A 19109-nucleotide genomic window follows, 5' to 3' on the forward strand; every position below is an offset into this window, starting at 1 on the left:
CAAAAACGCGAGGCCCAAGGCCCCGCGCATCAACCCACGTTTGTTACTGACCGAAGTGAACACTTAAGAACCCTGCTCGGCCTGCATTGATATAGTCAAACGGCATACTCGCAAAGGTCACTGGGTCAAACTCCGTACCAAGCGCCGTGATGTAGGTCTTGTCGGTGACGTTTTCAAGCGTGGCACGCAACGACCACATGGGTGCGAACTGCCAGCCAGCGCGCAAGTTAACAATGCCATAGCCCGGCAATTGCTGCTGGTTGGCTGCGTCATTGTAGCGATGGTTTTGTGCAATCCACGAGCCGCCCAACGTCAAGTCACCTACTTCTCGGTCGAGATCAAAACGCAGGCTATGGCTGGCACGGCGTGCGAGCTGAGTGCCGGTCTTACGATCTTCAGGGTCGGTGTAAGTTAACGCAGCGGCTAACGTCCATTTATCTATTTCTACCCCGGCGGAAAGCTCAGCGCCGCGAATGCGCGCTTTATCGACATTAACAGGGCGGAACGTTGCATCTAGCGCAATCAGGTCGTCCACATCGGTCTGATAAGCCGCGAAATCCCAGAACCAGTTGGTGTACTGTCCACGAATGCCCATTTCTACCGATTCAGATGTTTCCGCTTTCAGATCAGGGTTGCTGGAACCCACAAAAGGAAAATAAAGCTCGTTGAAGGTGGGGGCGCGAAAGGCCGTGCCGTAGCTCAATCGAGCCGTATGGTGCTCGTCTAGCGCGTAGCCAAGTGCTAGGCTGCCGGTTAGTTCGTCACCAAAAGCCTGATTATGGTCGTGGCGAAGGCTTAGCTGGGTTGTCAGCGGGGCAAAATCTAACAACCCTTGGGCAAACACGGCACGGTTGTAGCGGCGGTCTTCATCAAATGAAAGCCCCGATGTTTCACTGTCTCCTAGATCATCCTCAGCATATTCTGCGCCCAGCGATAGCTCATGATGACCTAGCGTCAAGGTATTCAGCCACTGCGCCGTTCGCGTTCGCGTCTCAAAAAGTGAGCTGTACGTTGGTGCAACGGTCTCACGCTCGTCCCTCGCTTCGCTCAGCGTGAAGCGGCTTGTCCACTGCTCGGTTACCGGCAACTCAGCATAAACGCCCGCTACTTGCTGAACAAAATCATCATTTGCTGGGCCGCTTGCATCAAATTCGGTGCTACCTTTCGCGCGCAGCGCCAGCACACCGACCTCGCCCCCTCCTTCAAAGGTATGCGAAAGCTGCACTAAACCGCTGGTATTGTCGTGACCTTTATCGTCACCCCCACGGCGAACCGGCTGGCCATCGGTATCGAAATAGCTACTGGCAAAACTATAACGGGTGCCGCCTTCTTTACCGCTAATACCGGCGCTCAGGCGCTGAGTATTAAACGAACCACTACCAACAGAAATGCGGGGTTGCGGGCCGTCTTCTTTCCCTTGAGGGGTAAACAGCTGAATAACCCCACCAATGGCATCAGCGCCGTAAAGGCTGCCGCGTGGGCCGCGCACGATTTCGGCACGATCAAACATTCGTGGGTCAAGAAACTCCCAGGCAGGCGCACCGCTGGTCGCTGATTTCAGACGAATGCCGTCAATCATCAGTACGTTGGCGTTGCTGCCGGTACCGCGCATAAACAGGCTGCTCTGCTTACCAAAACTGCCGTTGCCAGTGATATCAACCCCCGGCTGGCCGCGCAGAAGGTCGGTTAAGCTAGTGGGGTCTTGGCGGCGAAACGTCGCTTCGTCCAGCACGGTTACCGAAGATAAGCTTTCGTTAGCCGTAAGCGGTGCAAGTGCTGCGGTAACGACAACAGGATTTAACGTATTCGCAGTGGGCTGAACGCCTGACTGGGCTTGAACGGCCATAGGCAACGCGGCCATCGCAAACGCCGCCAGCGTAGCGGTGGAATGAAAACGGTAGGACATGAAGAGTTCCCTTGCTCACTGTGCTCACCCGCACAGCGTGTTTTTTTGACCGAGAGGAAAAAAGCCAAGGGAAATCAGTGGCCTGAAAGCCACTAACATAGCCCTGAGCCGCCCTCCGCGTCTCGGTATGGAGTGGTTCTTTAGAACCATCACTCTTAGGCCGGTCTCCGGGCTGACGAGCGAAAGGCGTAAAACAAAGCCCATGCCTTTCCGAACGACTTCCTTCCCATGCGAAAGCACAGTGGCGTCTTTAGCCGTTCTTATCTCGATCACCGTTGCGGGGGCAGCGCTGGATTTACACAACTCATTTACACAGCTATGTTCACCAACTTCCCGTTTAACTGATGGTGGCAACCACCATCAGCACCTGAGAGTGCGCGTAAGCTAGCAACTTGCTAAAAGGAGGTCAATTGGAAGAGGCGGTCAATTTTGCCGCGAGCCCTTCAACAGCTGCACCAGCCCATGCTTTACCTGCCAAATCTGTTCTGATTGGGCGGCTGCTATACTTGCGCTACAACTCGCTTTCATCCAATCGAGGAGCGGATTGCCTTTTTATCGTTGCTGTTCACGGAAGCATCAGCATTTACGACGATAGTCGTTATTAATTAATGGGTAATAAAACTACAAATATGGTTTTTATTGCCGTAAAGTCTCTTACATCGACGAACAAATATGTAAAATAACTACAAATTTGACTCACCGTCTCTATCCTGCAGAGGTCACTATGCCGAGTTCAACACCCGCTACTTTAAATTCTACCGTCGCTGAAGTTACCCAACGCATTCGCGAGCGCTCTGCCGAGCGGCGTGCTCTTTATGAGCAACGCATGGCGAACCAGCACAAGCGTGGTGTGCATCGTGCTGAGCTATCCTGCGGTAACCTGGCCCACGGCTTTGCCGCCTGCAACCCGCGGGATAAGGGCGAACTTAAGCTGATGAACAGCGCCAACCTAGGGATCATCTCAGCCTACAACGACATGCTCTCGGCCCATCAGCCGTTTGAAACCTTCCCAGAAACCATCAAAGCCGCGGCCAGTGCAATGGGCTCCACCGCCCAGTTTGCCGGTGGTGTTCCCGCCATGTGCGACGGCGTTACTCAGGGGCAACCGGGCATGGAACTGTCGCTGTTTTCCCGCGACGTGATTGCAATGGCTGCCGCGGTGGGGCTTTCCCACAACATGTTTGATGCTGCCCTTTATCTGGGTGTATGCGACAAAATCATCCCTGGTTTATTTATCGCTGCTGCACGGTTTGGCCATCTACCGGCCATGTTCGTACCCGCCGGCCCAATGCCTAGCGGCCTGCCAAACAAAGAGAAAGCCCGCATTCGCCAGCTTTATGCTGAAGGCAAAGTAGGTCGCGATGAACTGCTCCAAGCGGAGTCTGATTCCTATCACAGCCCTGGCACGTGTACCTTCTATGGCACTGCCAACTCGAACCAGCTAATGATGGAAGTGATGGGCCTTCACCTGCCGGGCACTTCGTTTGTGAACCCTGGCACGGAAATGCGCGAAGCGCTGACCCGTTACGCAACTGAGCAGGCTATTCGTAATACCGAACCTGGCGGCGACTACCGCCCTTTCTACAAACAAATTGATGAACGCGCGATCGTCAACGCGGTGGTTGGCTTGCTAGCATCCGGTGGCTCCACCAACCACACGCTGCATTTGATTGCCATGGCGGCGGCTTCGGGTATCACGTTGAACTGGGATGACTTCACCGACCTTTCCGCCGTAACGCCCAGCCTGATGAAGGTGTACCCAAACGGCCAAGCGGATATTAACCACTTCCAAGCGGCGGGCGGCATGAGCTACTTGTTCCGCGAACTACTGGGTGCGGGCTTGCTGCACGGTGATATTCCGACGGTATTCGGTACCGACCTCACGGCCTATACCCAAGAGCCGTTCTTGGAAAATGGCAAAGTAGTATGGCGCGAAGGCCCTGAAAACAGCCTGGACGAAGACGTGCTGCGTCCCGCAGCCTCCCCCTTTGCCCCGACGGGCGGCCTGACCGTTATGAAAGGCAATCTGGGACGCGGCGTGATCAAGGTGTCCGCCGTTGCCGACGAGCATCGCGTGGTCGAAGCGCCGGTCAAGATCTTCGAAGATCAGAACGAAATGAAAGCCGCGTTTGAATCTGGCGATCTGGACCGTGACGTGATTGTCGTCGTGCGCTTCCAAGGGCCAAAAGCTAACGGCATGCCGGAACTACATAAGCTAACGCCGTTCCTGGGCGTACTGCAGGACCGTGGCTTCAAAGTAGCACTGGTGACCGATGGACGTATGTCCGGCGCGTCGGGCAAAGTGCCCGCAGCGATTCATATCAGCCCTGAAGCACTGGACGGCGGCCCGCTATCGAAACTGCGCGATGGCGACATTATCCGCCTGGATGCCAACGCAGGCACGTTAGAAGCCAAAGTCAATGCAGCCACCTGGGCAGATCGCGAACGCGTAGTCGCAAGCCTGGACCACTATCACGTTGGCCTTGGCCGCGAACTGTTTAGCGGCTTTCGCCACTTGGCCATGCGCGGCGAAGAGGGCGCAGGCGTGTTTGGTGGTTTTGAAGCAGATGATCTCGCCCGCCAACAGGGGCAAATTTCACAAGAGGATGCCTGATGCGACCGGCATTAATTGGTGATATTGGTGGCACCAATGCCCGCCTGGCGCTCGTCACGCCAGGCGAGGTAACGCCCCACGATATTATTAATCTTCCCTGCGCTGACTACCCTGGCGTGATCGACGCAATCCAGGATTATCTGGAGCGCGTTGGGGCCACCGGTGAAAATGCACCGGTGGAAGCTTGTTTGGCATTTGCCTGTCCGGTTCACGCCGAGCGGGTCAAGATGACCAACAATCACTGGGATTTTATGAAAAGCGATGTTCAGCAAACGTTGAACCTGTCGCTGTTCAAGGTGATTAACGACTTTACTGCCCAGGCATTGGGTGTGCCCCATGTCGACACCGATAATTTGGTGGAAGTACAAGCAGGCGCAGCTCAGTCCCACTCTACCCGCCTGGTGATTGGCCCCGGCACAGGGTTAGGGGTTGCCGGCGTTTTCCCCAGCCAGCACGCCTGGATACCACTACCCACCGAAGGTGGCCACGTAACGTTTGCCCCCACCGACAGCACCGAGCGTGCGCTGTTGGATGTCTTTCTGCAGCGCTACCAACGGGTTAGCGTTGAACGCATTTTATGTGGCCAGGGTCTTTTGGAGCTGTACCAGGCGCAGTGTGTGCTGAATGATCAAACGCCTAACTGTATGACGCCAGCAGAGGTTACCCAAGCCGCCAACCAGGGCGATGCAGTTGCCACCGCCACTCTACTGCGCTTTTTAAAAATTCTTGGCGATGTGTGCGGCGACGCAACCTTAACGATGGGAGCCAGAGGCGGTGTTTATCTCTGCGGTGGGATTCTACCGCGCCTGCTGGAATGGCTGCCCAAATCCGAACTGCGTGATAGCTTTGTGAACAAAGGCCGGATGGGCGCTTATAACGCCGATATTCCAGTATGGATCGTTACCCACCCGTGGACAGGGCTGCTAGGCGCTGCTGAAGCGCTGCATAACGAAGAAGTCTTTTAACTTATTAGGAATACCCATGCCTGCTCACACCTTCGATGTGCCCTTTGTGCTCGGCATGATGCGCCTGCATGAAGCACCAGAAATGCACCAGACAACTCACCTTGCCGACTGGATCGAAGCCCGCATTGAGCAGGGGTTGCACTGGTTCGACCACGCCGACATTTACGGAAACGGTGTTTGCGAAACGCTATTTGGCCAAGCGCTGCGCGCCCGTCCTAACTTGGCTAAGCGGCTTCGCGTGGTGACAAAAGCGAGCATTGCCAACGACAACCCCGCCGTCAACGTCGGGAAGGCAAAGCACTGTTCAATAAAGCACTATAACGCCAGCCCTGCTTATTTAAACAAGGCGATTGATAACGCGCTGGAGCGCCTGGGTGTCGAGCGAATCGAGCACTTTTTAATTCATCGCCCCGACTTATTAATGAACGCAGAAACCACTGGCCGCGTGCTGGATGATGCGATTGAGGCAGGCAAAATTGGCGCTGCGGGTATTTCCAACCATTTACCGAGCCAGTGGCGCAGGCTGCAAAACGCCATGCACCACCCTTTACGCGCCAACCAAATCGAACTTTCCATTAGCCATAACGCCCCGCTGTTTGATGGCAGCTTTGATGACTTGTGCACCGACTGCCATTCGCCGATGGCCTGGTCACCACTGGCGGGCGGCAAGTTAATGCAAGGTGACGTAAGTAACGTCCTAAACCGTATGGCAACCGAGCAAAATAGCACGCCCAATGCCCTAGCGCTGGCGTGGCTGCGCACACTACCTAATCGCCCCACGCCGGTGGTGGGCAGTGTAAAGCAAGAGCGCATTACCGAGATGCTCAACGGGCCTGAGGCCCTTCCAAGAGAGACATGGTACGCGTTGTTAGAAGCCGCGCGAGGCCACTGCGTCGCGTAAGCCCTTTTCAACATTAATAATGACAAGGATTAATTTATGACGCCGGTGATTGCGTTTGGTGAAGCCCTGGTTGATATGCTGTCTAGCCGCTTAGGTGATGACACTGGGCAGGAAACATTTACGCCTTACGCGGGCGGCGCGCCTGCCAATGTCGCGGTTGCCTGCGCCCGGCTTAACGTGCCCAGCCAATTTTTAGGCATGGTTGGCGACGATACGTTTGGCCACTTTCTAATTCGCGAACTGAAAAGCCACGGCGTGGATACCCAGGGCGTGATGCTGACCAAAGAAGCACGCACAGCGTTGGCATTTGTCTCCAGGGACACTAGCGGCGAGCGCACGTTTGATTTTTATCGACCACCGGCAGCCGACCTGCTTTACCGCCTGGAGCACCTGCCCCACGGCGTATTTGAACAACCAGCGATTGTTCACTTGTGCAGCAATAGCTTGACCGATTCAGAAATTGCCGGCACAACCTTAGCCATTGCTTCTATGGCGAAGCGCGCGGGCTGTTTAGTGAGCGTGGATGCCAACCTACGCCACAATTTATGGGCCGAGGGGACAGCCGACCTTTGGCTAGTGACCGAGCTATTAGATAGCGCGGATCTCGTCAAGGTATCACTGGAGGAGCTTGATTATCTTCGTGGCGGACATTCTCAGGAAGCGTGGCTATCTGAGCGACTTGCCGCGGGAGTGAAAGTGATTGTAATCACCGACGGCCCCAACAATGTCGTGCTGAAAGGCGTCGGTATTGATCAAACCGTCATTCCACCCCAGGTTAACGCCGTCGATACAACAGCGGGTGGCGATGCCTTTATTGGTGGGTTGCTAGCGGAACTTTCCCAGCATGGAATTGATGAGAACTGGCATCAAGATAGTGCCTTTCTTACCCGCGCAGTGGATATTGCCTGCCGCTGTGGCGCTCATGCCGTGACACGCCCCGGGGCCTATGCCGCACTGCCGACCCATAGCGATATTGACGCTCTGCGTAATGCGTAAGATTTGCTGCTAATCGCTGCGAGTTATTACATATCCTTTACCTTTTCAGCGAGCCACACCATTAAACAAAAAAGCCCGAGCATGGCAATATGCTCGGGCAAATCACTTACTCACATGTTCCGATATCAGTGAGGCAAGTAACGAGAGTGCTCGTGTCGATTTACATCGTATTCGTTAGTGGTGAAAACGCTCGGCGGCCTGACGGGCCAACTCGCGAATACCGTCCCAATCTTCCGCTTCGACCATGGCTTTCGGCGTTAACCAAGAACCACCCACACACATCACGTTAGGCAGTGAAAGGTAGGTTTCAGCGTTATCGACAGTAATGCCACCGGTGGGACAAAAACGTGCTTCAGGAATCGGCGCACCGAAGGCTTTAAGCGCTTTTGCACCACCACTGGATTCAGCCGGGAAGAACTTGAAGCGCCGATAGCCGTACTGCCAGCCGGTCATCAGCTCAGAAATGGTCGATACGCCGGGTAACATCGGTACCGGGCTTTCTACGCCATAGCGATAAAGCGCCTCTGTCGCGCCGGGTGTCACCACAAAATCAGCGCCTATCTGCTCAGCTTGGCGGTATTGCGCAGGCGTTAACACAGTACCTACACCAATGCTGGCACCCGGCAGCGCTTCTTTCATGCGCTTGATGGCTTCCAGCGCGCAATCGGTGCGCAAGGTAATTTCCAGAACAGTTAAGCCACCTTCGACTAAAGCACGACCCAGCGGTACCGCATCTTCAAGACGGTCAATGGTAATAACCGGAATGACCTCAGCTTTTAAGCAAATACTGTCTAGCTCGGCAGTGCGCGTTGAGGGTAGCTGTTTATCGATTGTCATCAGTGAGTCTCCAAGCAGTTTTTATTGGCAAACGCTTTATTGGCGAAAGCCAAGCGTTACGGCGCCCAGTAAATCGCTAACGGGCAAGATAAAAACGCGCGAATTGGCAGCTTTAGGACGTCATCGCCTTGCATGGCGTTTGCCAATACGCTGCGCTTATCATCGCCGGTAATATGCAAAATATGCCGATGCGCCTGATGAAGGCGGCCAGCTGAGAACGTGATACGCGGCTGTGGTTGACTAGGCGTGCGAACAGCGACTAGCGGCTCATCGGTGGAAAGTGCCAAACCAAGCTCTAGGCTATCGGGGAACAACGACGCCGTGTGGCCATCGCCTCCCATCCCCAAGATCACTACGCTGGCTGGCCAAGGCAAAGATGCCGTGCGCTTGGCAACTTCTTCAACGCCCTCTTCCGGGGTCGAGGCATCAGAGGTCAGCGGTACAAAGTTGGCGTTCGCAGCCGCGCCTTGAAGCAGGTTCTCGCGCACCAATCTGGCATTGCTATCATTGCTTTGCTCATCTACCCAGCGCTCGTCAGCCAGGGTGATATCGATGCGCTCCCAAGGCAGCGATTTGGTTGCCAGGGCTTTAAAAAAGGGCACCGGGGTAGAGCCACCCGATACGACTAACAATGCGCGCTCTTGGCGGCTCAAGTCATCAACCAATGCCTGAAAGACCGCTTCTGCCAGCTGTTCTGCTAGCGCTTGACGTGCTCCGCTCATATCAATAATCCTCGTACCAACTACGGCCATCTTGGGTAATCATGGCGATGGAGGCCACCGGCCCCCAGGAGCCTGCCGGGTAACGACGCGGCGGTGTTTCACGCGTCTTCCAACCGTCGATGAGTTGGTCGCACCACCGCCATGCGTGCTCGACTTCGTCGCGGCGCACAAACAGATACTGTTGGCCTTTCATAACTTCCAGCAACAGACGCTCGTAGGCATCGGGGATACGCGATTTGGGAAACGCGCTATTAAAATCCAGGTGCAGCGGGCCAGGACGCAAGCGCATACCCTTATCCAAGCCGCTGTCTTTCGTCAGCACCTGAAGCGCAATACCTTCATCCGGCTGCAGACGAATGATCAGCTTGTTAGACGCAATTCCCCGCTGGTCAGGATCAAAAATATAGTGCGGCTGCTGACGGAAGTGGATCACGATCTGGGACAGCTTTTCAGGCATCCGTTTACCGGTACGCAAGTAGAACGGAACGCCCGCCCAACGCCAGTTAGAAACCTCGGTTTTCATTGCCACAAATGTTTCGGTCTGGCTTTGGGTATTCGCACCCTCTTCCTCCAGGTAGCCTGGTACCGGCTGTCCATCATTGGTGCCCGCGGTGTATTGGCCACGCACCACATCACGACCTAGCGCTTCACCTGCGAAAGGCTTTAAAGCTTTAAGCACTTTTACTTTTTCATCACGAATGGCATCGGCATCTAAGTTGGAAGGCGGGTCCATGGCGATCAAACAAAGCAACTGCAGCAAGTGGTTTTGCACCATATCGCGCAGCTGCCCCGCATCGTCGAAGTAACCCCAGCGCCCTTCAATGCCGACTTTTTCCGCAACGGTAATTTCTACATGGGAAATATTATTCTGATTCCATTGCGTTCCGAAAAGCGGATTAGCAAAGCGCAGCGCAATCAGATTTTGTACGGTTTCTTTACCCAAGTAATGATCAATACGGTAAATACGTGACTCGGGAAAAACCGCGCCAATAGCATCGTTGATCTCTTCTGAGGAGGCTAAATCGTGGCCAATCGGCTTCTCGACGACCACCCGCGTTTGCTCATCCAGGCTGCCACTTGCCTCAAGGTGGCGGCAAATATCGCCATAGATCATTGCGGCAACCGATAAATAGACGACCATCGGGCGGTCAGAGCCTTCGCGCCATTCGCGTACTTGTTCAAAGCCCTCGATTTTTGTGAAATCTAGCTGCAAATAGTCAAGTCGATTTAAAAAGCGCTCGAGGCTCTCTTTATCTTGTTCCTCTTTTTTCAGCCGCTTTTGCAACGCGCCGCTGACTAACTGACGAAATGCAGCGGTGTCGTGCGCTTGGCGCGCCAGCCCCATAATCCGCGTGCTTTTGGGCATTAAGCCCTCACGGTCAAGGTGATATAGCGCAGGAAATAGCTTGCGCATCGCAAGATCGCCCAGCGCCCCAAACAACGCTAAATCAATAGCGTGATTCTGATCGCCCAGCGAGGAATGTGACTGGCTCATCTTAGCTCCTATTTATAATTAGACGACCTAATGTAGTTAGATTACCTAAAATTTATCTGATACAGGGCATTATGCGCAACATTTAATGTAATTTTACTACAAAAAATCAACGCTGCCTTCCCATTTACGTCGTTTACTGCCTATTGCCAAGCGCGATACCTATCGTTCTACCTATCGTTCTATCTCTTTATTGTTACTTTTTGGTTCACTCTACGCCCCTTAGATACGCCATCGCTACGCACCCCTATGGAAGAGATAACCTTGAGTATAAATGACCACGATAACAATGAGATTCTTACTTAATGGCATAGCTAGGCTATTTTACCCGACCGCCACTTACCACCACGCTGGCAGCTGCCGCTACCCTGTCCGACGTCAGTATTTGAAGGTGATCGCTTAACCATCTGAATGGGGTGATAACAAGTGACATAAGCTCTCCCCTAGACAGCTCTGTAGCCGTTCACGAAGGCTGTTAAATTTCTACAAAAAAGCCCGCGACGTATCGCGGGCAATCAGCATTGGAGAAACAGTTTTCGCTAGAAAGCAGCGGCTTGCGCTTAGAACCACACTTCGGTTTGCACGCCGAAGGTAAACTCACCACCTGTGAAGCCATCGCTACCTAAGGGGCTAGCGCCATAGCTATTAAGGCTGTCATCCCAGTCGCTGTAAGTAGTGAACAGACGAATCTCAGGACGCTTCCAGAAGCCACCGACTTCCGGCTTGAAGGTAGGTGCAACAGTGAACTTCATGTAGTCACCATCGACTGCATTGCGGTCGCTGTAACCTTGCGGATCTAAATCCATCCATTGATAGCTAGCTTCGTACTGCATTTCGAAGCTCTGATTAATTTCATTCGCTAGGCGAACGTTCAATGTTGCCCAATCATAGCTGTCGCCATTAGCGAAACGGTCCTCACTGGTTTCCGCCAGTATCGACGGCGCAATACGCCACTTCGGCGCAATGTAGGTCGTTCCATATAACGCTAAACGCGTGGCGGTGGCGTCATCCGTCAGGTTGCCGTTACTGCCCAACCCTTTCACTTCAGCCCCTAAGCCTTGGCCGTGTAATACAGCGGCTTTGAAGTTACCTTCACCCATGCCGAAGAAGCTGTCGCCGTGGTAAGCCACCATGGTGTGCCAACCCGTATCCGCTGCGGTTTGGCCTGCGCCAATGTCACGTTCATCATTATCAGCAGCAGACATGCCGTTAACCATGACCTGCCAGTTGCCAAAGTAGTTATTGGAGGTCAGGACAAGGTTATCTGTGTCGCTATTTTCGCCATCTAAACCAGGATTTTCACGGTTGACGACCGGATAGTCGCTGAAACTGCGGCCATAGAGGGAAAAGTTACTTTTCCAGTTATCAGCAAGCTGAATATCGTAAACACCGCCACCAGTACCGGCGAGGAAGACGACATCGCTGTCGAGCCAGTGGATATCAAAATTATCACGGTCAAAACGTTTACCAGCCCAGATAGACGCGTTTTCAAATGCGCCGGTGAAGCTGGGCAGGTCACTGAATTCTGCATAGGCTTGGCGAACGTTTAAGTTGGTGTCATCACCCACCCAATCGTTACTGGAGCTGGTGCCATGAGCCAACATTGTGGTGTAACGGGCTTTGGCACCGTTATCAAACTGCATGCGATAGTTCAAAATGGCTTCAGAGTAGGTATCCGGTTCATTACCCAAACGACCCACTGCACCACCATTTCCACCTGCAGGCGTAAGATAAGGACCACCCGGCGCACTTTTACCGTCTTCGCCAATCAACAGACCAGAGCGGGCGTAAACGTTAAAAGAGAACCCTTCGTCTCCACTGGCTTGCCGCTCTACGCGGGCAAGGCGCTCTTCAATCTCGGCGTTGTTCGTCACTACCGCCGGTGCGCTGGAGGCAGGCGAGTTGCCACGACCTTGTTCAGCCAGTTCAGCACGACGTTCAGCAGCATCTGCGCGCTGCTCAGCAGCCGCAATGCGTGCCTCTAATGCCGCAAACCGCTCTTCTAATGTTGTATTTGCGCTTGCAGTACCACAAAGCCCAAAGCTGGCCGCGGCAATGGCAATAGCGAGAGGTGTTTTAAATGTCATTTTGTGCATTGTTTTAAACCCTGTGCATTTAGATGCTGCAATTTTTAAAGGCCCGGTTTCAAAAGTTTGTTTAAAAAGCTCTGTTTAAAAAGCTCTGTTTAAAAACCTGGCTTTACATCTTTTATTTTTAAAAGGTTGTTAGAAACGTGAGCTTGCGGCGCGCCTGCTTCAAATTTCCCTGGCTTGAGGCCAAGAGCATCTGTCTGACGCCTTACTGCACGGGTAGAACTAATCTGATCGACGCTCTTATTGACGCGCTCATCAGCACCCCCATTCAGTAGCACCGAACGCTTTGCCGTGAAGCCTTTTTTGAAGGATTATGTTGCAAAGCAACTACGCATGACCCCGTTAAATAACGCAAGACAGAACTTAATCGATTAAGAGCTAGTAAACAAACAAGAAATTACCGATTATCGACCAATGTCTAAACTAACTATTAGGTTAGAAAAAAGTGATGCACCGGCATTAGACAAAAGTCGCTATTGAACTTGTCGCGATGAAACGGCTAACTGGCAATCGACTTAATCGTTTAAGTAGGCGCTAACAGCGCCTCGAACACCCATCACCCACAACAATAAATGCCGAGGAACGCCCTATGAAAAAGACACTACTTACTTCTGCCATTGCGTTGGCTAGCATTGCTAGTGCAACAAGCTCTGCCCAGGCGGCCGAATTAACCATTTCTTGTGGAGCGGTTGGCGCCGAGCTTACCCTTTGCCAGGAAGGCGTAAGCGCTTGGGAAGAAAAAACTGGCCACAGTGTCGATGTAGTTTCAACGCCGAACTCGTCTACCGAACGTTTATCGCTTTACCAGCAAATTCTATCCGCCAATTCAAGCGACATTGATGTCATGCAGATTGATGTTGTCTGGCCTGGCTTACTGGCTAATCACCTGCTCGACCTGCGCGAAGTGCTCGGTGAGGATGCTGCGGCGGGTCATTTCGACACCATTGTTACCAACAACACTATCGAGGGCCGCCTCGTCGCGATGCCCTGGTTTACGGATGCGGGTGTTCTGTATTACCGCGAAGACTTGTTAGAAAAACATGGCCATGACGTGCCGACTACATGGCAAGAACTAACCGACATCGCACGTGACATCAAAGATGCCGAGCGCGCGGAAGGTGATGATCGCATGCAGGGCTTTGTCTTCCAGGGTCGTGCTTATGAAGGTCTTACTGTCAATGCACTGGAGTGGGTATCAAGCTTTGGTGGGGGCAGCGTAGTAGATCAAGATGGCGAAGTGACCATCAATAACGAAAAAGCTGCTGAAGCGCTCGACCTAGCTGCTTCTTGGATAGGTGATATCTCTCCAGTAGGTGTGCTGAATTATACGGAAGAAGAAGCACGGGGCGTTTTCCAAGGCGGCAATGCAGTGTTTATGCGCAACTGGCCATACGCTTGGTCACTGGCACAAAGCGAAGATAGTGATGTACGCGATAAAGTCGGCGTTACCCAGTTGCCTGCTGGGGGAGAAGATGGCCAAAGTGCAGCGGGGTTAGGCGGCTGGAATTTAGCCGTATCGCGTTACAGCGAACATCCCGAGATAGCCGCTGATCTGGTCGCTTTCTTAGCTGGTGAAGAAGAGCAGAAACGTCGTGCCATCCAAGCATCTTATAACCCCACCATTGATGCGCTTTATCAAGACGAAGAAGTACTGGAAGCCGTTCCTTTCTTCGGCACCCTGTACGACACCTTTACCAATGCCGTCGCCCGCCCTTCCGCACCGACGGGTGATGCCTATGGCCGTGTGAGCAATGCTTTCTTCAGCGCTTCCCACGATGTGCTTTCAGGCAATAAAGATGGCGCTCAAGCCGTCGCTGACCTCGAAGGCGATCTACTCCGTCTGAAGCGTCGCAACTGGTAACCGCGGAGACACCTATGTCGACCTCTTCCAACAACAGCGCGCCCCTGGGGGCGCGCTCAGCCGTGGCGCCTGCACGTCGGCATCGCGGCACTAAAGTTCGCCGCCAACGGGTTAAAGCGGCGTGGCTGTTCTTGGCCCCCATGCTCATTGCATTAACACTGGTCGCTGGTTGGCCGTTAATGCGAACCTTTTTCCTCAGTTTTACCGATGCTTCTCTATCTGATTTAGGTGCGGCTAACTTCATCGGATTCGAAAACTATCTGGTCTCCGAAAACGGCCGCTGGTTCGGAATACTGGCCGATCCGGTGTGGTGGCAATCTGTTTGGAACACTGTTTACTTCTCAGTGGTTTCGGTTTCGTTAGAAGTCGTTTTCGGTGTCATTGTGGCGCTGATTCTTAATGCGGAGTTTAAGGGGCGAACCATTGTTCGCGCGTCCGTGCTGATTCCCTGGGCAATCCCCACCATCGTATCCGCACAAATGTGGGCGTGGATGCTTAACGACCAGTTCGGCATCATCAACCACTTATTAATGACCGTTGGAATTATCGACAATCCTATTGCTTGGACTGCAAGCGCCACCTACTCGATGTGGGCAGTCATCATGGTCGACGTCTGGAAAACAATTCCGTTTGTCGCCCTGTTGGTGCTAGCCGCCCTGCAAATGCTGCCGAAAGATTGTTACGAAGCCGCAGAAGTCGACGGCATTCACCCCGTGCGTGTGTTCTTCAAAGTTACTTTGCCGCTCATTACGCCGGCCCTAATGGTCGCGGTGATTTTTCGCCTGCTCGACGCCCTACGGGTGTTCGACGTGATCTACGTGTTGACCTCTAACTCGACAAGCACGATGTCGATGTCGGTCTATGCACGCCAGCAACTGGTTGAGTTCCAGGATGTAGGCTATGGCAGCGCCGCCTCGACATTGTTGTTCTTGATTATTGCCCTGGCCACCGTTGCTTACCTTTATTTAGGTCGTAATAAAATACAACTAGGAGGTGACTGATGAAACAACGTCAGTTAGCCAAAATTGCTAAGCGCGTTGGCTTCTGGGCCTTAATCGCGCTGATTATGGTATATGCCGTCTTCCCGTTTTATTACGCGGTAATTACCTCGCTCAAACCTTCTAGTGACTTATTCCAGGTTGAGCTTTGGCCTTCGAACTGGAATTTGGACAACTACGCTCAGATCTTTAGCCAGTCGAGCTTTATACGCGCGATTTTTAACTCGGTTGTCGTGGCATTTAGCGTTGTTTTTATCGCGCTGCTTCTGGGCATCACTGCCTCGTATGCATTGGGCCGGGTTCGCTTCCGTGGTCGCTCCACCGTCATGCTGGTCATCCTTGGGGTGTCTATGTTCCCTCAAGTAGCGGTGCTTTCTGGCTTGTTTGAAGTGATTCGCGCATTAAATCTCTACAATAATCCGCTCGGTCTTATTCTGAGCTACACCATTTTCACGCTGCCCTTCACTGTGTGGGTGCTTACCACCTTCATGAAAGAGTTACCCATGGAGCTGGAAGAAGCCGCCATCATGGATGGGGCAACGCCTTGGATTACGATTACTAAAGTTTTCCTACCGCTAATGTGGCCTGCCATGGCAACCACCGGCCTGCTTGCCTTTATTGCTGCCTGGAATGAGTTCCTGTTTGCCCTGACCTTCACACTGACGGATGCCCAACGCACCGTTCCCGTTGCCATTGCCCTACTGTCGGGCGGTAGCGCCTACGAGCTGCCTTGGGGACCAATCATGGCCGCGTCGGTAGTTGTCACCGTGCCATTGGTTATTTTGGTCATCATTTTCCAACGTCGCATTGTTTCAGGCTTAACTGCAGGTGCAGTTAAAGGCTAAGCATGGCTGTTATTAACGTTTTACTAAGGATTGATTCATGCAAGACAAACTGACCTGGTGGCGCGGCGGCGTTATTTATCAAATTTACCCGCGCAGCTTTTTAGACAGCCGTGGTGACGGTATTGGTGACCTGAAAGGCATTACCGCAAAGCTCGATTATGTGGCCTCTTTGAACGTTGATGGTGTCTGGCTTTCGCCTTTCTTCACGTCACCCATGCTTGATTTTGGCTACGACGTTAGCGATTACCGAGACGTCGACCCTATGTTCGGCACGCTGGATGATTTCAAGGCGCTACTTGAAAAGGCTCATTCGCTCGGTCTAAAAGTGATGATCGACCAGGTCATCAGCCATACATCTGAACAGCACGCGTGGTTTAAAGAGAGCCGTCAGAATAGAACCAACCCCAAAGCCGATTGGTTTGTGTGGGCAGACCCAAAACCCGATGGCACACCCCCTAATAACTGGCTGTCTATTTTTGGCGGCCCTGCCTGGACGTTTGATTCTCGCCGCCAGCAGTATTATCTGCACAATTTTTTGACCAGCCAGCCGGATGTCAACTTTCACAACCCGGAAGCCCGTCAGGCACAGCTGGACAACATGCGCTTTTGGCTGGATCTTGGCGTTGATGGTTTCCGCTTGGATACGGTCAACTTCTACTTCCACGACGCCGAGCTACGTGACAATCCCCCGGTACCGAAAGGCGAATCCAAGACCCTGGGCGCACCGGAGGCTAACCCGTACACGTGGCAGCGCCATGTCTACGATATTAGCCGCCCTGAAAACGTATCGTTTTTGAAAGATTTACGCGCATTGATGGATGAGTATCCTGGCACAACAACCGTGGGCGAAATCGGCGATGACAATCCGCTTGAGCGCATGGCCGAATACACGGCGGGTGGCGATAAGCTGCATATGGCCTACACCTTCGACTTACTCAACAAGCCGCGCTCTGCCAGCTACCTTCGTCATGTCATCGAGCGTTTTCAGCATTTAGCGGGCGATGCCTGGCCCTGCTGGGCAACGTCTAACCATGATGTTGAGCGTAGCGCGTCACGCTGGGGAGCTGAGGAAGATCCTATTGCTTACCCCAACGTAATGCTCGCTATGCTGTTTTCCCTACGCGGCAGCGTCTGCCTTTATCAAGGGGAAGAGTTAGGGCTTCCGGAAGCTGACGTGCCCTTCGAGCGTATTCAAGATCCTTACGGCAAAGTGCTATGGCCAGAGTTTAAGGGCCGAGATGGCTGTCGCACGCCAATGCCGTGGACAGATGGCATACAGGCAGGCTTCTCCCCGGTTGAACCATGGCTTCCCGTGGAATCACGTCACCTGGACTTATCTGTTAGCCGTCAACAAGAGAACCCCGATTCAACACTTAATAGAGTGCGCCGGATGCTAGCCTTCCGCCAAACGCACTCCGCGCTGTTCGACGGTGATTTGAACTTGGTTGACGTTGGCGAAGAGCTACTGGGCTTTATTCGTCAAAATGACCAAGAGAAAGTGCTGTGTGTCTTTAACTTGACGGGGAATGAGCAACAAACAACGCTCTCTGCAGACGTCATCCGTGACCTAGATGAACACGGCTTTAATACGGCGCGCGAGGGCAATGTACTGACGCTTCCCGCTTATCAAGCCGCCTTTATGCACATTGCTTAGTCAAACCAATAACAACATTCAATAACGATAGTCGGCCCAATACAAGGAATCCTGCATTGAGGCCGACAAGGAGCTAACCATGGCAAGTGTTACGCTTGAAAAGATCAACAAAGTATTTGGCCGTGATCACATTATTAAAGATGTTGATCTAACCATTGGCGACGGTGAGTTTGTCGTCTTTGTTGGCCCATCCGGCTGTGGCAAATCCACGCTGCTGCGCCTTATCGCAGGGCTAGAGTCGATCACTGACGGTGACTTAAACATTGGTGACACGCTAGTCAACGACCTTCCCCCGCGTGAGCGTGGTGTGGGCATGGTGTTCCAATCGTATGCCCTTTACCCGCATATGACGGTGTATGACAACATGGCCTTTGGCTTAAAGCTGGCCAAAGCGGATAAAGAAACGGTACATGAGCGGGTAATGAGCACCGCTAAAATCTTGCAACTCGAAGAACTGCTGCACCGCAAACCGAAAGCGCTTTCGGGCGGTCAGCGTCAGCGTGTTGCAATGGGCCGCGCGATGGCACGCGAGCCGCGCATCCTACTGTTCGATGAGCCGCTCTCTAACCTGGATGCTTCACTGCGCGTACAAATGCGTAACGAAATCGCTAGGCTGCACAATCGCTTAGGTTCTACCATGATTTACGTAACCCATGATCAAGTCGAAGCCATGACGCTGGCAGATAAAATCGTGGTGCTCAAAGGCGGCCAAATCGAGCAGGTGGGTAGCCCGCATGAACTTTACCAGCGCCCAGCCACCAAGTTTGTTGCGGGCTTCATGGGTTCTCCTACCATGAACTTTATGCCTGCAGAACTCACTAGTGGCTCAAAAGAGGGTTGCCGGGTGACTGCAAAAGGAGTGGGAGAAGTCGCCCTTCCTCAAGCGGCAGATACCTATCGCACAGGCAGCGCTCTCACGTTAGGCGTCCGCCCTGAGCACCTTCGCCTAGAAGCACCAACAGACGAAAACTGCTTTGAGATTTTCAATGTCGAATACTTAGGTAATGAGGTCTATGTCTACCTAGAACCCAAGGAGGGCGATACATTACTCATTCACCGTAGCGAAGCCCCAAGCCAGTGGAAAGAAGGACAGAAAGTATCCTTGGTACCTGATAATGCACATGTGCATCTATTTGATGAAAGCGGTGCAGCACTGATGCTTGCTGAGACTCGCTCCGCAGCCTAATTAACGGCGGTTAGTGATACTGCTTAACATTAATAGTTG

General features: G+C 53.0%; 14 protein-coding genes and 1 riboswitch. Of the genes, 9 read left to right on the top strand and 5 right to left on the bottom strand.

Translation table 11 applies throughout. The features are described from left to right. Window positions 1-43 precede the first annotated feature (43 nt). Window positions 44-1906, bottom strand: a complete 1863-nt coding sequence (locus tag ELY33_RS04795; protein ID WP_126944734.1) for a TonB-dependent receptor domain-containing protein — start codon at window positions 1904-1906, stop codon at window positions 44-46. Between the two features lie 141 nt (window positions 1907-2047). Continuing rightward, window positions 2048-2292: riboswitch (cobalamin riboswitch) on the bottom strand. Between the two features lie 338 nt (window positions 2293-2630). Between ELY33_RS04795 and edd the strand changes: the two genes are divergently transcribed. From edd to ELY33_RS04815, 4 genes are read left to right on the top strand one after another with little or no spacing between them, the layout of a single operon-like run. Further along, window positions 2631-4520 carry a phosphogluconate dehydratase gene (edd, locus tag ELY33_RS04800; protein WP_126944737.1) on the top strand — a complete coding sequence of 630 codons (1890 nt, stop codon included), beginning with the start codon at window positions 2631-2633 and terminating at the stop codon, window positions 4518-4520. Continuing rightward, a complete protein-coding gene (gene glk, locus ELY33_RS04805) occupies window positions 4520-5485 on the top strand; it encodes a glucokinase (protein ID WP_126944740.1) in 966 nt (321 codons plus the stop codon). Before edd ends, glk begins: the two co-directional genes overlap by 1 nt. Window positions 5486-5501: 16 nt before the next feature. Beyond that, on the top strand, window positions 5502-6386 hold the full coding sequence (locus ELY33_RS04810; RefSeq protein WP_126944743.1) for an aldo/keto reductase: 885 nt from the start codon (window positions 5502-5504) through the stop codon (window positions 6384-6386). 36 nt (window positions 6387-6422) lie between these two features. Beyond that, the gene (locus tag ELY33_RS04815) at window positions 6423-7382 is read left to right on the top strand and encodes a carbohydrate kinase family protein (protein WP_126944746.1); all 960 of its coding nucleotides are present in this window, start codon (window positions 6423-6425) and stop codon (window positions 7380-7382) included. 174 nt (window positions 7383-7556) lie between these two features. On the opposite strand, the gene ELY33_RS04820 is transcribed toward ELY33_RS04815, so the two are convergent. The 4 genes from ELY33_RS04820 to ELY33_RS04835 form a co-directional block, all read right to left on the bottom strand. After that, window positions 7557-8219, bottom strand: a complete 663-nt coding sequence (locus tag ELY33_RS04820; protein WP_126944749.1) for a bifunctional 4-hydroxy-2-oxoglutarate aldolase/2-dehydro-3-deoxy-phosphogluconate aldolase — start codon at window positions 8217-8219, stop codon at window positions 7557-7559. Between the two features lie 56 nt (window positions 8220-8275). Beyond that, on the bottom strand, window positions 8276-8941 hold the full coding sequence (gene pgl / locus ELY33_RS04825) for a 6-phosphogluconolactonase (RefSeq protein WP_126944752.1): 666 nt from the start codon (window positions 8939-8941) through the stop codon (window positions 8276-8278). Window position 8942: 1 nt separating this feature from the next. Beyond that, window positions 8943-10436: a glucose-6-phosphate dehydrogenase gene (gene zwf / locus ELY33_RS04830; protein ID WP_126944755.1), complete on the bottom strand. Its 1494-nt coding sequence runs from the start codon at window positions 10434-10436 to the stop codon at window positions 8943-8945. 557 nt (window positions 10437-10993) lie between these two features. Continuing rightward, on the bottom strand, window positions 10994-12529 hold the full coding sequence (locus ELY33_RS04835) for a carbohydrate porin (RefSeq protein ID WP_126944758.1): 1536 nt from the start codon (window positions 12527-12529) through the stop codon (window positions 10994-10996). Between the two features lie 586 nt (window positions 12530-13115). Between ELY33_RS04835 and ELY33_RS04840 the strand changes: the two genes are divergently transcribed. The 5 genes from ELY33_RS04840 (at window position 13116) to ELY33_RS04860 (ending at window position 19070) form a co-directional block, all read left to right on the top strand. Next, window positions 13116-14387 (top strand): ABC transporter substrate-binding protein, encoded by a 1272-nt coding sequence (locus ELY33_RS04840; protein ID WP_126944761.1) that lies wholly within the window; start codon window positions 13116-13118, stop codon window positions 14385-14387. 14 nt (window positions 14388-14401) lie between these two features. Then, a complete protein-coding gene (locus ELY33_RS04845) occupies window positions 14402-15388 on the top strand; it encodes a carbohydrate ABC transporter permease (protein ID WP_126944764.1) in 987 nt (328 codons plus the stop codon). Further along, window positions 15388-16230, top strand: coding sequence for a carbohydrate ABC transporter permease (locus ELY33_RS04850; RefSeq protein ID WP_126944767.1), 843 nt, complete (start codon window positions 15388-15390; stop codon window positions 16228-16230). Before ELY33_RS04845 ends, ELY33_RS04850 begins: the two co-directional genes overlap by 1 nt. A 37-nt stretch (window positions 16231-16267) precedes the next feature. Beyond that, window positions 16268-17884, top strand: coding sequence for an alpha-glucosidase family protein (locus ELY33_RS04855; protein ID WP_126944770.1), 1617 nt, complete (start codon window positions 16268-16270; stop codon window positions 17882-17884). 79 nt (window positions 17885-17963) lie between these two features. After that, window positions 17964-19070: an ABC transporter ATP-binding protein gene (locus tag ELY33_RS04860; RefSeq protein ID WP_126944773.1), complete on the top strand. Its 1107-nt coding sequence runs from the start codon at window positions 17964-17966 to the stop codon at window positions 19068-19070. Window positions 19071-19109 lie beyond the last annotated feature (39 nt).

It is taken from the genome of Vreelandella andesensis (genome assembly GCF_003989795.1).
Taxonomy (GTDB): Bacteria; Pseudomonadota; Gammaproteobacteria; order Pseudomonadales; family Halomonadaceae; genus Vreelandella; species Vreelandella andesensis.

What these genes read in the sequence shown, in the direction of transcription:
- ELY33_RS04795 (WP_126944734.1), bottom strand. Translation starts at nt 1,906, where the DNA reads ATGTCCTACCGTTTTCATTCCACCGCTACGCTGGCGGCGTTTGCGATG.
- edd (WP_126944737.1), top strand. Translation starts at nt 2,631, where the DNA reads ATGCCGAGTTCAACACCCGCTACTTTAAATTCTACCGTCGCTGAAGTT.
- glk (WP_126944740.1), top strand. Translation starts at nt 4,520, where the DNA reads ATGCGACCGGCATTAATTGGTGATATTGGTGGCACCAATGCCCGCCTG.
- ELY33_RS04810 (WP_126944743.1), top strand. Translation starts at nt 5,502, where the DNA reads ATGCCTGCTCACACCTTCGATGTGCCCTTTGTGCTCGGCATGATGCGC.
- ELY33_RS04815 (WP_126944746.1), top strand. Translation starts at nt 6,423, where the DNA reads ATGACGCCGGTGATTGCGTTTGGTGAAGCCCTGGTTGATATGCTGTCT.
- ELY33_RS04820 (WP_126944749.1), bottom strand. Translation starts at nt 8,219, where the DNA reads ATGACAATCGATAAACAGCTACCCTCAACGCGCACTGCCGAGCTAGAC.
- pgl (WP_126944752.1), bottom strand. Translation starts at nt 8,941, where the DNA reads ATGAGCGGAGCACGTCAAGCGCTAGCAGAACAGCTGGCAGAAGCGGTC.
- zwf (WP_126944755.1), bottom strand. Translation starts at nt 10,436, where the DNA reads ATGAGCCAGTCACATTCCTCGCTGGGCGATCAGAATCACGCTATTGAT.
- ELY33_RS04835 (WP_126944758.1), bottom strand. Translation starts at nt 12,529, where the DNA reads ATGCACAAAATGACATTTAAAACACCTCTCGCTATTGCCATTGCCGCG.
- ELY33_RS04840 (WP_126944761.1), top strand. Translation starts at nt 13,116, where the DNA reads ATGAAAAAGACACTACTTACTTCTGCCATTGCGTTGGCTAGCATTGCT.
- ELY33_RS04845 (WP_126944764.1), top strand. Translation starts at nt 14,402, where the DNA reads ATGTCGACCTCTTCCAACAACAGCGCGCCCCTGGGGGCGCGCTCAGCC.
- ELY33_RS04850 (WP_126944767.1), top strand. Translation starts at nt 15,388, where the DNA reads ATGAAACAACGTCAGTTAGCCAAAATTGCTAAGCGCGTTGGCTTCTGG.
- ELY33_RS04855 (WP_126944770.1), top strand. Translation starts at nt 16,268, where the DNA reads ATGCAAGACAAACTGACCTGGTGGCGCGGCGGCGTTATTTATCAAATT.
- ELY33_RS04860 (WP_126944773.1), top strand. Translation starts at nt 17,964, where the DNA reads ATGGCAAGTGTTACGCTTGAAAAGATCAACAAAGTATTTGGCCGTGAT.